The 15,559-nt window shown below is 61.1% G+C and carries 11 protein-coding genes and 2 pseudogenes; 6 read left to right on the forward strand and 7 right to left on the reverse strand.

The window, feature by feature from the left end; genetic code table 11:
- The first annotated feature begins 136 nt into the window (after positions 1-136).
- A complete protein-coding gene (locus tag PQR27_RS12215; protein ID WP_408523903.1) occupies positions 137-1,321 on the forward strand; it encodes a tetratricopeptide repeat protein in 1,185 nt (394 codons plus the stop codon).
- 89 nt (positions 1,322-1,410) lie between these two features.
- On the opposite strand, the pseudogene PQR27_RS12220 reads toward PQR27_RS12215, so the two are convergent.
- Positions 1,411-1,570 (reverse strand): annotated as a pseudogene (locus PQR27_RS12220) (TetR family transcriptional regulator); the annotation flags it as partial.
- Between the two features lie 167 nt (positions 1,571-1,737).
- Here PQR27_RS12220 and PQR27_RS12225 point away from each other — a divergent pair.
- Together PQR27_RS12225 and PQR27_RS12230 are read left to right on the forward strand one after the other, a co-directional pair.
- Positions 1,738-3,228, forward strand: coding sequence for a flavin-containing monooxygenase (locus PQR27_RS12225; protein ID WP_408523904.1), 1,491 nt, complete (start codon positions 1,738-1,740; stop codon positions 3,226-3,228).
- 386 nt (positions 3,229-3,614) lie between these two features.
- Complete coding sequence (locus PQR27_RS12230; protein ID WP_408523905.1) at positions 3,615-5,018, forward strand: methyl-accepting chemotaxis protein; 1,404 nt, start codon at positions 3,615-3,617, stop codon at positions 5,016-5,018.
- 102 nt (positions 5,019-5,120) lie between these two features.
- Here the strand turns inward: PQR27_RS12230 and PQR27_RS12235 are convergent, their stop codons facing one another.
- The 4 genes from PQR27_RS12235 to PQR27_RS12250 all read right to left on the reverse strand — a co-directional run bounded on the left by PQR27_RS12235 (position 5,121) and on the right by PQR27_RS12250 (position 9,227).
- Positions 5,121-5,942 (reverse strand): ABC transporter permease subunit, encoded by an 822-nt coding sequence (locus tag PQR27_RS12235; RefSeq protein WP_408523906.1) that lies wholly within the window; start codon positions 5,940-5,942, stop codon positions 5,121-5,123.
- Positions 5,942-6,871, reverse strand: a complete 930-nt coding sequence (locus PQR27_RS12240; RefSeq protein ID WP_408523907.1) for an ABC transporter permease subunit — start codon at positions 6,869-6,871, stop codon at positions 5,942-5,944. Before PQR27_RS12240 ends, PQR27_RS12235 begins: the two co-directional genes overlap by 1 nt.
- Positions 6,868-8,034, reverse strand: coding sequence for an ABC transporter ATP-binding protein (locus PQR27_RS12245; protein ID WP_408523908.1), 1,167 nt, complete (start codon positions 8,032-8,034; stop codon positions 6,868-6,870). Before PQR27_RS12245 ends, PQR27_RS12240 begins: the two co-directional genes overlap by 4 nt.
- Before the next feature lie 92 nt (positions 8,035-8,126).
- On the reverse strand, positions 8,127-9,227 hold the full coding sequence (locus PQR27_RS12250) for a polyamine ABC transporter substrate-binding protein (protein ID WP_408523909.1): 1,101 nt from the start codon (positions 9,225-9,227) through the stop codon (positions 8,127-8,129).
- A 498-nt stretch (positions 9,228-9,725) separates the two neighbouring features.
- Between PQR27_RS12250 and PQR27_RS12255 the strand changes: the two genes are divergently transcribed.
- The 3 genes and pseudogenes from PQR27_RS12255 to PQR27_RS12265 all read left to right on the forward strand — a co-directional run bounded on the left by PQR27_RS12255 (position 9,726) and on the right by PQR27_RS12265 (position 11,982).
- A complete protein-coding gene (locus PQR27_RS12255) occupies positions 9,726-11,030 on the forward strand; it encodes an Nramp family divalent metal transporter (RefSeq protein WP_408523910.1) in 1,305 nt (434 codons plus the stop codon).
- A gap of 175 nt (positions 11,031-11,205) precedes the next feature.
- Positions 11,206-11,619: pseudogene (locus tag PQR27_RS12260) on the forward strand (phospholipase A); the annotation flags it as partial.
- 159 nt (positions 11,620-11,778) lie between these two features.
- Positions 11,779-11,982 carry a DUF1289 domain-containing protein gene (locus PQR27_RS12265; protein WP_408523911.1) on the forward strand — a complete coding sequence of 68 codons (204 nt, stop codon included), beginning with the start codon at positions 11,779-11,781 and terminating at the stop codon, positions 11,980-11,982.
- Between the two features lie 549 nt (positions 11,983-12,531).
- On the opposite strand, the gene PQR27_RS12270 is transcribed toward PQR27_RS12265, so the two are convergent.
- Positions 12,532-13,602, reverse strand: coding sequence for an IS30 family transposase (locus PQR27_RS12270; protein ID WP_408523912.1), 1,071 nt, complete (start codon positions 13,600-13,602; stop codon positions 12,532-12,534).
- A gap of 272 nt (positions 13,603-13,874) precedes the next feature.
- Complete coding sequence (locus tag PQR27_RS12275; RefSeq protein ID WP_408523913.1) at positions 13,875-15,467, reverse strand: ABC-F family ATPase; 1,593 nt, start codon at positions 15,465-15,467, stop codon at positions 13,875-13,877.
- Positions 15,468-15,559 lie beyond the last annotated feature (92 nt).

The raw sequence follows: 15,559 nt of genomic DNA on the forward strand, positions 1-15,559 counted from the left end.
CGTCGGCATGGTATGCGGCGCTGCGCGTTTCACCGGCGGTTCGGGCCACTCTCGCCGCGCGACTCACGTCGCGGCGGCCCGCCTTTCCGCCGGAATCGATTGCCAAGGAGACGGGCGCTCAGCGCCCGGCCCGTACATGAAAAAATTTCTCGCAAGCGTGTTCGCATCGCTGCTGCTGGTGTCGGGCGCGGCGTTCGCCCTACCGACGGTTCAGCAGATCGAATCCGCCATGTCGCAAGGCAACTGGCAGCAGGCCGATGCTGGCCTGAGCGAAGTGCTGCAGGCGCACCCGAACAATGCGCGGGCGCACTATCTGTATGCCCAGGTGCTCGATCGCGAAGGCCGTTATGCCGATGCGCTGGCCCAGGTGCAACAGGCCAAGGCGCTCGACCCGCAAATCCGCTTCACCGACCCGACCCGCTTCGCGCAAACCGAGGCGCGTATCCGCAAAGACGCGGAACGTGCCGGTGCCGCCGGGGGCAATACCACGAGCCGCGCGGCCAACCCGTTCGTCCAGCAGACCGCGCCGGCGGTGCAGCAGCAGCAATCAGCCATGGTGCCGCAAGCGCCGCAACGGCATGGCCCCGGGATCGGCCTGTGGGTCGGCATGATCCTCCTGGTCGGCGTGATCGCGCTGGTGTTGCGCTGGACCTTGCGCCGCGCCCGTTCACAAGACAATTCGCGTGCCGACGACGACCGTCGCGTGCAACTCAAGCGCGCGACCGAGATGCTCAACGCTGTGCGTTCGATGAAACTCGACGTGAAGCTTTCTACTGCGCCGGGTCACGAGGCGCTCGAGAAAGAGGTCGAAGGGACCGAAGATCAACTGCGCGGCCTCGTCGAAACGCTCTCGAACAGCAAGAACCCGGTGCCGCCCTATCAGCTCGATGAACTGGAGCAGCGCATTGGCAGCCTGCGCGCTCGCGCCGACGGCAAGCCCGATCCGTACGCGGCGCCGGCTGCCGCCACACAGCAGTCGCCGTATGCGCAGGAAGCCGAACGTTTCGGCAATCCGCCGCAAGCGCCCTATCCGCAGCAAGGACCCTATCAGCAGCAACCGCAGGTCATCGTGCAGCAAGGCGGTGGCGGTTTCGGCGGCGGCATGGGTGGCTTGCTGACGGGCGTGCTGCTCGGCGAAGCGCTGAATTCCGGACGTGAGCGCGTGGTGGAGCGCGATGTGATCGTCGATGACGAAGCGCGTCGCCGTGGCAATGATGGTGGTGGCCTGGACTTCGGCCAGGGGTCGAACGACTGGAGCGATAACAACGGCGGCGTCGACATGGGCAACAATGACGACTCCAGCGGCTGGAACGATACCTGATCGCGCTTCGATCAGGCAGACAGCAATGAAAACAGGCTCCGTCATGGAGCCTGTTTTTTTTGCAATGTCCTTTACGTGTTCGCGGCGCCTCACGCCCTTGCCGTTTCATGCTGCCGAAGCGGCACCGCGCCGGCAAACAGCCTGACAATGAAACGCTCCGCATACCCAGCCAGCGCGGCGCACCGCTTCCCGCAGCGCCGGCGATGTGCCGTGATACTCGGCCAGCGCGCTCAGGAACGCTTCATGATTTCATGAGCATTCAATCGGAGTGCGGCATGCACGTCTAATAGCCATACCCTATGCGATCTTGACGCGAAGTGTACAGTTGCCTACCCTGCGCGCTATGCTGCAGCAGACACGTGTAGACGTGCGACATGTGTAGACATCCGAATCCGCCCGACTCCGGAGACCCCGCCGTGACGCCAGCCTCATCCGCCCTGCCCGCCGCGCCACGCATCGCCATTGTCGGCAGCGGTTTTGCGGGAATCGGCATGGCAATTCGCCTTCAGCAGATGGGCATCACGTCGTTCACCATTTACGAGGCGGCCGCCGATCTTGGCGGCACATGGCGCGACAACACCTATCCGGGTGCCACCTGCGACGTGCCCTCGCATCTGTATTCATTTTCATTCGAACCGAACCCGGCGTGGTCGCGCGCATTTGCCAATCAGGCGGAGATTTTCGCCTACCTGAAGCATTGCGCGCGCAAGTACGGCGTCGAGCGTTTCGTGCGTTTCAATACGCGCGTGGCTGCCGCGCGTTTTGACGAAGCACGGCAGAGCTGGCAAATAGAAATCGACTCGAACGGCCTGCGCGAACAGATTGAGGCCGACGTGCTGATCGCGGCGAGCGGTCCGTTGTCACGGCCGGCCATGCCGCGGATTCCCGGGCTCGAGCGTTTCGAGGGCAAGCTGTTTCATTCGGCGCGCTGGGACCATGCGTATCCGCTCGAAGGCAAGCGAGTCGCGGTGATTGGCACCGGCGCGAGCGCGATCCAGTTCGTGCCGAAAATCCAGCCACGCGTCGCCCAACTCGAACTGTTCCAGCGCACCGCGCCTTGGATCATGCCGAAGCCCGACAAGCCGATCGGCGCGCGGGCACGCTGGTTGTTCCAGCATCTGCCGTTCACGCAGCGTTTCGTGCGCAGTGCGATCTACTGGCAACTCGAATCGCGCGCGATCGCCTTCGTGGTCAACCCAAAGCTGCTGAAGTTTCCAATGAAATTCGGCTTGAGCTATCTGGAGCGGCGCGTCAAGGATCCGGCGCTGCGCGCCAAGCTGACGCCGAACTACCGGTTCGGCTGCAAGCGCGTGTTGCTTTCGAGCGATTATTATCCGGCGCTCGGCCAGCCGAACGTCGACGTGGTGACGACTGGCATCCGCGAAATCGTTGCCGATGGCATCCTCACCGAAGACGGCGTGCACCATCGCGCCGACGCGATCATCTGCGGCACGGGTTTCCAGGTCAACGACGTGCCCGCGCCGTTCGAGCTAACCGGCATCGACGGCGCCGATCTCAGCGCGATGTGGCTGCGCGACGGCCCGGAGGCCTACCTCGGCACCAGCGTGGCGAACTTCCCGAATTTCTTCATGATCGTCGGCCCGAATACGGGCCTCGGCCACAACTCGTTGCTCTACATGATCGAGTCGCAGGTGCAATACATCGCCGATTGCCTGCGCGTGTTGCGTCGACGCAAGGCTCGCACGATGAACCTGCGGCCCGATGTCCAGCGCGACTTCAATGCCCGTTTGCAGAAAGCGATGCAGCACTCCGTCTGGGCCAGCGGCTGCCATAGCTATTATCAGACGAAGAGCGGCAAGGTGACCGCCATCTGGCCGGGCTTTTCCTTCAGTTTTCGCAAGCGCGCGCGGCGCGTGCGACCGCACGATTATCGCTTCGCACCCTGATGCCGCAGGCGGCTGAGGGGCAGCTGCGACGCGTATCGGCGCGCTCGGCCGCAAGCGCTCCTGCGTGCGTTTTCAACCGCCGCCGAGCAAGCGCAACAAGCCCCAGAGAAATTTGCAGAGCATCACGATCAGCTCCCACAGGTGATAGAGCTGCTGCCAGCCCGAGACGCGCGCGAAGGAATCGATCATGGTTCGCTGGTGAGAGAAAGGAACGGCGGCGAAGGGAGGTGGCGACTTCGCACGTCGACCGCACATCATAACGACCCCGGGATACCCCGCATCAAGTCGGCTGCAAGTTTGCCGTAAACGTAGCGAGAAGACGCGGCATCCGAGTCGGATAGCCGTGCCAATCGAGAAGACAAATCCGCGCCATCAAGGAGACGACCATGTCGCGATTCAGCTTTCGCCGGGGCGGCCGTTCGCACACGGTTGTGGGCGACATTGCTGCGCAAGCCGGCAAACTGGGGATTGAAATCTGCGACGTATCGGGCCACGTCGAAGAAGTCGCCGCACGGGTGCAGCGCCAGGCGCAGGTCTGCCGGGCGCTGCGCGAATCCGCCGCGCAGACCATGGCGGGCAATCACCGGATTGCCGCTGCCGCGCGCGAGATGCGCAGCGTGACGGCCGAGGCTGCCACAGGCGTGGAGGCGTCGCAGCAGACGCTGGAGGCATCGCTTGCCGACATCCACGGGCTGGTGGAAGGCGTGACGGTGATCGAGAGCCAGATCGGCGCGTTGCGCAGCGCGCTCGCGCACGTGAGCCGCGTCTCCGAGGAGATCTCGCTGATCGCCCGCCAGACCCATCTGCTGGCGCTGAACGCGGCGATTGAAGCCGCTCGTGCGGGCGACTCCGGCAAGAGTTTCGCGGTGGTGGCGGCCGAGGTGAAGAATCTGTCGGCGAAGACCGCGAAAGCGACTGGCCAGATCGAAACGACGCTGGCGCAGCTCACCCAGCAGACTGAGCAGTTGATCAGCGAGGGTTCCGTCAACACGGCCCGGGCGCACCGGGTGCGCGAAGGCACGCGCAAGCTCGGTGACGTCGTGCATGCGACTGGCGATGCGATTACGCAGCTGAACGACGAGGCCGGGCAGATTGCCGCGCTGACCGGCGAGATCGAGACGCAATGCAACGGGCTTGAGGCGCAGGTGCTGGAGATGGCAAGCGGCGTCGAGGATTCGAGCGAGAATTTCGTGCAGGCGAAGGACCGGCTGGGCAATCTGCTTGACGTGTCCGAGACGTTGATCGAACTGACCGCCGCGACGGGCGTGGAGACGGCGGACACGCGGTTTATCGAAGCGGTGCAGCAGGCGGCGGCGACGGTCAGCAAGTTATTTGAAGCGGCGGTTGCCCGGGGTGAGGTGTCGATTGAGGATCTGTTCGATCAGAACTATGTGCCCGTTGCCGGGAGCAATCCTGCGCAGTTCATGACGCGGTTTACTGCTTTTACCGACCGGGTTTTGCCGGCGATTCAGGAGCCTTTGCTCGGGCTTGATCCACGTGTCGCGTTTTGTGCCGCGATTGATTCGCGGGGGTATTTGCCGACTCACAATCGGAAGTTTTCTTTGCCGCAGCGCGAGGATGTGGTTTGGAATATGGCTAACTGCCGTAACCGGCGGATGTTCGATGATCGGACGGGGATGGCGGCCGCCTTGAATGTTAAGAAGTTTTTGTTGCAAACGTATCGCCGCGATATGGGCGGCGGGGAGTTTGTTTTGATGAAGGACGCTTCAGCGCCGGTGTTTGTTGCCGGGCGGCATTGGGGTGGGGTTCGGATTGGGTATAAGGTTTAAGGTTTTTTTTTGCCTTTTGGCAGGCGGCATTTCCTGGTTCTTGCCTCTTTGGCCGAAGGCACAAGGAAATGCCGCCGTCAAAGGCAAAAAAAACCATCCCCGCTACGCGAAACCTATCAATGACCTCTTCCTCTCTGCCCGTTGCATAAAATAATTAACCACCACCACCCCAACTGTGACAACGGCAATAAACAGAGTAGCCAACGCATTCATCTCCGGATTCAACCCAAGCCTGACCCGGGAAAACACAACCAGCGGCAGCGTAGTCGACCCTGGCCCGGACAGAAACGCCGACAAAACCAGATCATCGATCGACAAGGTAAACGACAACAACCACCCAGAAATCAGAGCCTGCGAAATCAACGGCAACGTAATAAAGAAAAACACCTTAAGCGGCGTAGCCCCAAGATCCAGCGCGGCTTCCTCAAGCGAAGGATTCAACTCCTTCACACGTGACTGCACGATGATGGCCACATAAGAAATACACAGCATCACGTGCCCGATCCAGATCGTAAAAATGCCACGCCCGGCAGGCCATCCCAACCACTTGGCCATTTCGATGAACAACAGCAGCAGCGAAATCCCCTGAATCACCTCGGGTATCACCAGCGGCGCATTGATCATCCCCGTATACAGCGTGAAGCCACGGAACCGCCCCATCCGGGCCAGAACAAACCCCGCCCATGTGCCGATAATCACCGAAGCAAACGCCGTCAGCAACGCCACTCGCAACGACAGCCAGGCCGCCGCAATCAGCTCGTCATCCTGCAGTAACGCCGCATACCAGCGCGTCGAAAACCGCGTCCACACCGTGACCAGTTGCGATTCGTTGAACGAATACACAATCAGACTCACGATCGGCACATACAGGAACAAAAATCCAATCCCCAGTGCAACGAACTGCAACATCCGGTTCGGCTTCATCAGCGCCTTTCCTCCATCGCCTTGGCCTGCGCGTACTGGAAAAACGCCATCGGCACCAATAACAACAACACCATCGCACACGTCACCGCGGAAGCCATCGGCCAGTCGGCATTGTCGAAGAACTCATTCCACATCACGCGGCCGATCATCAACGTGTTCGCACCACCCAGCAACTCAGGAATCACATACTCGCCCACCGCCGGAATGAACACCAGCAAACAACCGGCAATAATGCCGTTCTTCGACAACGGCAACGTGATCTGCCAGAACGCCTTCCATGGCTTTGCGCCGAGGTCGTAGGCGGCCTCCAGCAAGGTCATGTCCATCTTCACCAGATGCGCGTAGAGCGGCATTACGAGAAACGGCAGGTACGAATACACCATGCCGATATAAACTGCGGTGTTCGTGTGATACAGCTCGATCGGCGAATGAATCAATCCGATCGACATCAGAAAATTATTCAGCAGACCGTTGTTTTTCAGAATCCCGATCCACGCATACACGCGAATCAGAAACGACGTCCAGAACGGCAGCATCACGGCCATCATCAGCAGATTGCGGCTCGCCGGATTCGATCGTGCAATGTAGTACGCCATCGGATAACCGATCAGCAAACACAGCAGTGTCGATATCGCGGCGACCACCACCGAATTTACATAGGTGGCGAAATAAAGACTGTCGGTGAGCAGGAACGCGTAATGCGACAGGTCGAGCGCGATATGAATCGCGCCGTCCGTGAAACTCGTCAGTTCCGTATAAGGCGGAATGCCAAGCTGCAGATCGGCGAAGCTGATCTTCACCACCAGCAGGAACGGCACAAGGAAAAACAGCAGCAGCCAGATGAACGGGCCGGCCACCACCGCCGTGCGGCCAGTCAGATTGAAGCGGCGCACGGGCCACGCCGCCAGAGAACTGAGTGTGCGCTTCATGACGTCAACACCACACCGGCCGAAGCGCTCCAGCGCACATATACTTCGTCGCCCCAGGTGGGCGGATCGATTTCTGTGAGCGCGAGACTCGTGACGTTCGCGATCACTGTCTTGCCGGCCTCGAGCTTCACGTGGTACAGCGAATAGCCGCCCATGTAGGCAATATTCGTGACGATACCCTTGCCCCAGTTGTACGCGCCTTCGGGCGGCTTGCGGGTCAGCGCGATGCGCTCGGGCCGCACCGAAATCGTCACCGGCATGCCGAGCGGACCGGTGATGCCGTGGCTCACGTAAAGGCGGCACGGCAGATCGGGCGTTTCGATGAACACGTGATCCGGTTCATCTTCGACGACGTTGCCTTCGAACAGATTGGTCGAGCCGATGAACTCCGCCGAAAAGCGGCTGTTCGGATATTCGTACACTTCGTGCGGCGTACCGAGTTGCACGATCTCGCCTTCGCTCATCACGGCGAGACGGTTGGCCATCGTCATCGCCTCTTCCTGATCGTGCGTCACCATCATGCAGGTCACGCCGACCTTGTCGAGAATGTTGACCAGTTCAATCTGCGTGCGCTGACGGATCTGTTTGTCGAGCGCGGACATGGGTTCGTCGAGCAATAGCAGCTTCGGCCGCTTGACCAGCGAGCGCGCCAGCGCCACGCGCTGCTGCTGGCCACCGGACAACTGATGTGGCTTGCGCTTCGCAAAGCGGCTCATCTGCACGAGTTCGAGCGCAGTCGCCACGCGCTCCTTCATCTCGGCTTTCGGCACGCCTTCCTGCTTGAGACCGAAGGCCACGTTGGCCTCCACGCTCATATGCGGAAACAGCGCATACGACTGGAACATCATGTTGATCGGCCGGCGGTACGGCGGCAATTGCGCGAGGTCTTCGCCGTCGATCAGGATCTTGCCCGAGGTGACGCTCTCGAGGCCGGCCAGCATGCGCAGCAAGGTGGACTTGCCGCAGCCCGAACTGCCGAGCAACGCGAACAGCTCGCCCTTTTTCACCGACAGATTGACACCCTTGACCGCCACGGTCTCGCCGAATTTCTTCACGACATCGACGATCTGGACGAAATTGTCCGCTGCGTCGCCCGCAACGGCGTTCAGGCCCGGGGACGGCGCCGCGGCCCCCGCCAGCGCGCCCGACTGGTCACTACTCATCACAATGCTTTACTCCGGCGTTTGACGAACAAAGCCCCCGGTGGACACCGAGGGCTTCATGATGATGCTTACCCGTTCACTCTGGCCGCGCTTTAGCGGCCGGACTTGAATTCAGTCCACAACCGCGTTTGCAGCCGCTGGATTTCCGGCGGCAGCGGCTTGAGCAGGAACAGGGTCTTGATGACGTCGGCCGGCGGATAGACGGCCGGATCGTTCGCCACGTCCTTGTCCACGTACTTGCGCGCCTCGAGGTTGGCGCTCGGATAGTAGACGGCGTTGGTGATCGCGGCGTGCACTTGCGGCGTTTCGATGTAGTTGATCCACTCGAGCGCGGCTTCCTTGTTCTTCGCGTCTTTCGGAATCGCCATCACGTCGAACCACACCGGCGCGCCGCCCTTCGGAATGTAATACTCGACCTTGTACGACTTCTTCGCTTCAACCGCACGATGCTTGGCGATCACGACATCGCCCGACCAGCCGTACGCGAAGCACACGTCGCCGCCAACCAGATCGTTGATGTAGCCCGACGAGTTGAACTGCGTGATGTACGGGCGGATCTTCTTCATCATGTCGAGCGCGGCGCGATAGTCGGCCGGGTTCGTGCTCATCGGGTCTTTGCCGATGTAATGCAGCGCCGCGGCGAACATCTGGTCCGGAGCGTCGAGCACAGACACGCCGCATGCTTTCAGCTTCGAAATGTTCTCCGGCTTGAAGAGGACGTCCCAGCTATCGAGCGGCACGCTCTTGCCGAGGATCTGCTGTGCCTTGGTGACGTTGTAGCCGAGGCCGGTCGTGCCGTATGCCCAGGGCACCGTGAATTTGTTGCCCGGATCGGCGCCCGCGACCAGCGCCATCAGCGACGGGTCGAGGTACTTCAGGTTCGGCAGCTTTGATTTATCGAGCGGCGCGAAGATGCCTGCGGCGATCTGCTTGCCGGCGTAATTGCTGGTCGGCACGACGATGTCGTAGCCGGAATTGCCGGTGAGGAGCTTGGCTTGCAGCGTGTCGTCGCTGTCGTAGTTGTCGTACTTGACCTGGACCCCGGTCTGCTTGGTGAAGTTGGGAATGGTGTCCTTGGCGATGTAATCGGACCAGTTATACACGTTCAGCTGCGTGTCTTTCGCTGCCGCCGTCAACCACGGCGTCGCGCACAAGACCAGCGCCGCCATTTGCCCCACTACGCGTCTTTTCATTCCGTTCTCCGATCCTGACCGGCCCGAGCCGACCGTCGTCCTCACTCACGCCGCGGCACACCGCGCGCGGCTCCCCTGAAAAACCCGAAAACTACCATTAATTATCGTGCGCTCCAAAAAAAATACCTGGATGTCGCACAAACGGTACAGCGTCAGCCGCCCCGCTACAAAATGGGCGCAATTTTAGCCGGTTATGAGCGCCTGTCTACCCGAAATAAACACCAGTGGCCACCACGCCGCCAGGTGACGGCGCACGCGCGGCGCTCAGGCCGCATAGGTGCAATGCGTATGGCCGCTTCCGGTCAATTCTATGCGGAGCGGCTGACATCGACGCGACAGTCAGCCGCCTGCCGCCGCACGGTGCACAATAGCTGACAGAAGTTTGAAAGACGGCGCGGCGCGCGCAGGCAGACGCGCCAGGCCTTGCAGCGCAGCGTGCCGCGTGCGTCGCGGGCACGTCGTTTGCGAGCGGTTGCAGTCTTGAACCTCAAGGCATCGATGAACACAAATCCGTTCGCGTTACGTCCGAACCGCCGTCGGCGTGTGCCGGGTAATGGCGCGCCCCGTCCCGCGCACTGGTTCTCGTTTGTCGGCGCGGGGGCCTTGATCGCGGTCGGCTATATCGACCCGGGCAACTGGGCGACCGCGCTCGGCGCGGGTGCGGGCTACGGCTACCGTCTGCTCGGCATCGTGATGCTGGCGAGCGTGATGGCGATGCTGCTGCAATGGCTGTCGTCGCGCCTCGGCGTCGTCACCGGGCGTGACCTTGCGCAGATCTGTCGCGAACGCACGGGACGCCGCGGCACCCTGTTCCTCTGGCTGACCAGCGAGGTCGCGATCATCGCGTGCGATGTCGCCGAAGTGGTCGGCAGCGCCGTCGCGTTGCAATTGCTACTCGGCGTGTCGCTGACGACCGGCGTGCTGATGTCCGCGGTCTGCACCTTCGCGCTGCTGGCGCTCCAGCAGAAGGGCGGGCGCAAACTCGAAGCGGTGGTCGCCGCGCTGATCGGCTTTGTCGGCCTGTGTTTCGTGGTCGAACTGGCGCTGGCGCGGCCCGACTGGCACGCCGCGCTGGCGGGCGCCGCGCCGAACCTCGAACTGCTGCGCAACGCGGGCATGGTGTGGCTGGCGGCGGGCATTGTCGGCGCCACGGTGATGCCGCACAACCTGTATCTGCATTCGGCGCTCGTCAAACATCATGCGCCCGAAGGCAGCGATGCCGAGATCAGGGTCGCGCTACAGGTCGTCAATCTGGACACCTTCGGTTCGCTTGCATTTGCTTTCGTGATCAACGCGGCGTTGCTGATTGTCGCGGCGGCCGTGTTCTACACCAGCGGCCATCGCGACGTCACCGATCTCGCGGACGCCCACCGGCTGATCGCCCCGCTCGTCGGCACGCACTGGGCGGGCATCCTGTTCGCGGCCGCACTGCTCGCGTGCGGCCTGAGCGCCACCGTTACCGGCACGCTGGCAGGTCAGGCCGTGATGGAAGGTTTTCTGCGGATCCGGCTGCCGCGCTGGAAGCGCGCCCTGCTCACCCGGGCGCTGGCGATCGGGCCGGCACTCTTCGCCGTCGCGCTGTTCGGGCAGCACGGCTCGAATCAGCTACTGGTGGCAAGCCAGGTGGTGCTGAGCCTGCAATTGCCGCTCGCGGTCGTGCCGTTGATCCGCTACACGTCGGATGCGAGCCTGATGGGCAACTGGCGCGTGCGCGGCGTGCCGCTCGTGCTCGCCTGGCTTTCTGCCGCTTTCATCATCGTGCTGAACGGCGCGTTGTTGTGGCAACTGGCGTTCGGCAACTGAAAGACCGTTTCTCGACCGTTCTGTCAATGAAGTGACTTTGTAAGTATTCTCTGAGTATCTCGCCATGACCGGCGACGCTGCCCGCTGCTGCGGCGCGCCGGCCGTGCGGCCCGTTTCATTCCGGCTGCCGGGTTTCTTGCGGCAGCCGTTTTTGTGCCCATTTTTTGCGCCCTTCAAATCGAATGGCAAGGCCGGCGCGGACTCGCGCAGCATCAACATGCCCTTTATCCGGCCGACCTGGGAATTCGGCGATCTGACGGCCAACCATTTGACCGTTTCGCCGAAGATCTATTATTACGTCGGCACGAGCAGCAACCCCGATATCGCCGACTACCGCGGCTACGTCGACCTGCTGGTCAAGTACGGCAGTCCGGACGGCTGGCAACTTGCGACCACGCTGCGCAAAGGCACCAAGCACTGGTACGGCAGCGTGGATACGCAATTCACCTATCCGCTTGCCAAACTGCTGGGCAGCGCGTGGGGCGGCTATGTCTGGGTGGGCTACTTCAACGGCTACGGCGAGGACCTGCTCGACTACAACAACCGCCAGCACTGGATCGCGCGGATCGGCTACAGCATCGCGCGATGATGCGGGCGGGCGCTACCGTGTGCCGAAACATGCGGCAAAACGTGCAGCGGATGCTGCCAACCGTGCGCGAAGCGCGGCCATGCTGGTCACGCGTGGCGAGGTGCATCGCGCGCATCGGTTAACATAGCGGAACTTCGCTTCTCCGCCCCAAGGTTTCCGATGGCCTCGAATCTCCATGATCTTCCCGACAGCCCGTGCATTGGTGTCTGTTCCACGCTGTTTGACGACGTCTGCAAAGGATGCGGCCGCACGGCCGCCGAGGTGTCCAACTGGGTGTTCCTGAGCGAAGAGGAAAAACGCGCCGTGTGGGTTCGCATCGAGCGGGAAGGCTCGGCCATGCGGTTTGTGAACGATAGGCTGTAGGTCGTTCTGGTTGCCTTTGGCGGCGGCATTTATTTGGCTCGCCTGTGGCGGTGGCCTTTTCTTGTTTTCTTATTGGTTTATTAGCGTCGCCCCTGTGCGGGGCAGGCACCTACTTTTCTTTGCCGGCCGCAAAGAAAAGTAGGCAAAAGAAAGCGGCTCAAACCGCCAACATTTAAGTGGGTCCCCTGGCTTGGAGGGGCTGGTGGTCCGATTAACGGATCACACCTCGGTCCATAAGTGCCAGTGACACAGCCATCATCCGCTCCCACTCCGCACTACGTGCGTCGCGGATGGGTCCACCAGGGAAACCATCGGCTTCGTTTGCGCGCGGTGGGCGCCATCGGCTTCGCCTCGGCGAGGCGCCGAAACACACCAATTGGTTTTGTGAAGTACCGCCCCGGCGCGCGCAGCGCCGCCGGAGGAATGACGGCCTTGTCACCCAGGCGGGAAGCTGCGCAGGCTCAATCTCTACGGAGCCACGACACCCTCCAAGCCAGGGGACCCGCTTAAAAGTTAGCGGGGTGAGCCGCTTTCTTTTGCCTGGCGGTTTCAAATACCAAGTGCAACAGCGGGGTCGATAACAATACCCTGCTTTGCGCAGTTATCAATGAAGACCTCTCCAGGCCTGCGCCATCCAAGGGTTTTGCGAGGACGCCGGTTCAGGTTCAGAGCAATGGCATCAAGCTCGCGCTGCGAGAACTTTGACAGGTCGGCTCCCTTGGGCAGGAACTGGCGCAGCAGCCCGTTGGTGTTCTCGCAGATTCCGCGTTGCCAGGGGCTATGCGGATCGCAGAAGTAGACCTTGATACCGGTTGCCTCTGCCAGCTTTCTGTGCAGCGCCATTTCCTTGCCCTGATCGTAAGTCAGGGTCTTGAGCAGTTGCGGATCCAGCGGCGCAAACGCGGCGCTATAGCCTTTCAACGCGGCTTCTGCGGTGCTGTCTTCCATCTTCACCAGCATCACGAACAGCGTGCTGCGATCAATCAGCGTGCCCACGGCTGAGCCGTTGCCCGCGCCCTTGATCAGATCGCCTTCCCAATGACCGGCAATCAGCCGCTCATTGGCCTCGGGAGGCCGGATATGGATGCTTGCCATATCGACCAGCTTGCCGCGCCGGTCCTCGCCTCGCGTGCGCGGCCTGCGCGCGCTACGCCCCTGTCTTAACAGGCCTACCAGCTCGCGCCTGAGCTCGCCGCGCGGCATCGCATAGATGGCCTTGTAGATGGTTTCATGCGACGCGTTCAAGGCGGGCTTGTCCGGATGATTACGTTTGAGTTCGGCAGAAATCTGCTCAGGCGAGTGACACTCGTCCAGATGCTCACGCACTTCACTCCACAGGCTTCCCTCAGGCCGTAGCTTGCGCTCACGACGCGGCTTGTGGCGAAGCTGCGTCGCCCGGCGCCCGGCGGAAGTCGCATTGTATCCACCCGCAACCGGGGGCCTGCCCAGCGCGCTGCGTTCGTGCTTCGGCTTCCAGTTATTGCGCCTCAACTCCCGGCTGATCGTACTGCGCGAACGTTGCAATACCAGCGCAATCTCGCTTGTCGTACGGTCCTCGAGCTTCATCGCAAAGATCACGCCGCGCTCTTCGGCGCTCAGATGTTCGTATATTTTTCCCATGCCACGCATCCTAACTGATGCTGTTGCACTTGTATTTTGAAACCGCCCCTACTTTTCTTTGCGGCCGGCGCCCCGAAGGAAGTCCACTTGGTGGGCAAAGAAAAGTAGGTGCCCCCCCCGCACAGGGGGAACGCTAATAAACCAATAAAAAATGAAACAACCACCGCCGTAGGCATCCAGCAATAATGCCGCCGCAAAAGGCAAAAAAAAAAAGCCCACTCACTCCGAGCAGGCTTCGCAAACAAAAACAAAACAGAAGTACGGCAAAAAACTTATTGAACCCCTTGGCTCAACAAGAAATCTTCATAATTCCCGCCGAAGTCGTTCAGCCTTCCATCGGTTTTCACTTCGATAATGCGATTAGCAAGTCCGCTCACAAACTCGCGATCATGCGAGACAAAAATCAGCGTGCCTTCATACTTATCAAGCGCGATCTGCAGCGATTCGATCGACTCCATATCCATGTGGTTGGTCGGCTCATCCATCAGCAGCACGTTGTGGCGGCCCAGCATCAGCTTGCCCCAGATCATGCGACCCTTCTCGCCACCAGAAAGCACCTTGACCGACTTGCGGATATCATCGGCATTGAACAGCAGGCGGCCCAGCGTGCCACGCACCATCTGCTCATCGTCGCCTTCCTTGCGGTAGCCGTCGATCCAGTCCATCAGCGTGACATCGTCAGGAAACTCTTCGTACGTATCCTGCGGCATGTAACCGACATTCGCGTTCTCGGCCCACTTCACCACGCCGTGATCGAGCGTGAGTCGACCGAGTAGCGAACGCAGCAGCGTGGTCTTGCCCGCGCCGTTCTCGCCGATGATCGCGATACGCTCGCCCGGCTGCACGCTGATACTGAAATCGTTGAAGATCTGGCGCTCATACTTCTTCGAGATCTTGTCGGCCACCACCGCGATGTTGTGCAGTTTCTTTTCGTACTCGAAGCGGATAAACGGATTCTGCCGCGACGACGGCTTGAATTCCTCGATCTTGATCTTGTCGATCATCTTCAGACGGCTAGTGGCCTGACGCGCCTTCGACTTGTTCGCCGAGAAGCGGCGTACGAAGTCCTGCAGGTCGGCAACACGTTCCTTCGCCTTGGCGTTGGCGTTCTGCTGACGCTCGCGCGCCTGCGTGCTCGCCAGCATGTAGTCGTCGTAATTGCCCGGATAGACCTTCAGCGTGCCGAAGTCCATGTCGGCCATGTGCGTGCAGACCTGGTTCAGAAAGTGGCGATCGTGCGAGATGATGATCATCGTCGAGTTGTACTGGTTGAGCACGTCTTCCAGCCAACGGATCGAGTTGATGTCCAGGTTGTTGGTCGGTTCGTCCAGCAGCAGCACGTCCGGCTTCGAGAACAGCGCCTGCGCGAGCAGCACGCGCAGTTTCCAGCCCGGCGCCACGTTGCTCATCGGGCCGTTATGGTCTTCGATCGCGATGCCGATGCCGAGCAGCAGTTCGCCCGCGCGCGCCTCAGCGGTGTAACCGTCGTACTCGGCGAACTTCGCTTCGAGCTCGGCCGCGTGCATGTAGTCGTCGTCGGTGGCATCCGGGTTCGCGTAGATCGCGTCGCGCTCGGTCATGGCGGCCCACATTTCCGTGTGGCCCATCATCACGACGTCGAGCACGCGCACGTCTTCATAGGCGAACTGGTCCTGGCGCAACTTGCCGAGGCGCACGTTCGGTTCGAGCATCACGTTGCCGGAGCTCGGTTCCAGATCGCTACCCAGGATCTTCATGAAGGTGGACTTGCCGCAGCCGTTCGCACCGATCAGGCCGTAGCGGTTCCCTTCCCCGAATTTGACCGAGATGTTCTCGAAGAGGGGCTTTGGCCCGAATTGCATGGTGATATTGGCGGTAGACAGCACGGCGCGTCCCTTTGAATGTGATATCGGCGAACAACCCAATATTTTAGCAGGTTATCGCGAATTCAACCCGCACGCCCGCGCTTTAACGCCGT

Source organism: Paraburkholderia fungorum, assembly GCF_046027215.1.
Lineage (GTDB): Bacteria > Pseudomonadota > Gammaproteobacteria > Burkholderiales > Burkholderiaceae > Paraburkholderia > Paraburkholderia fungorum_D.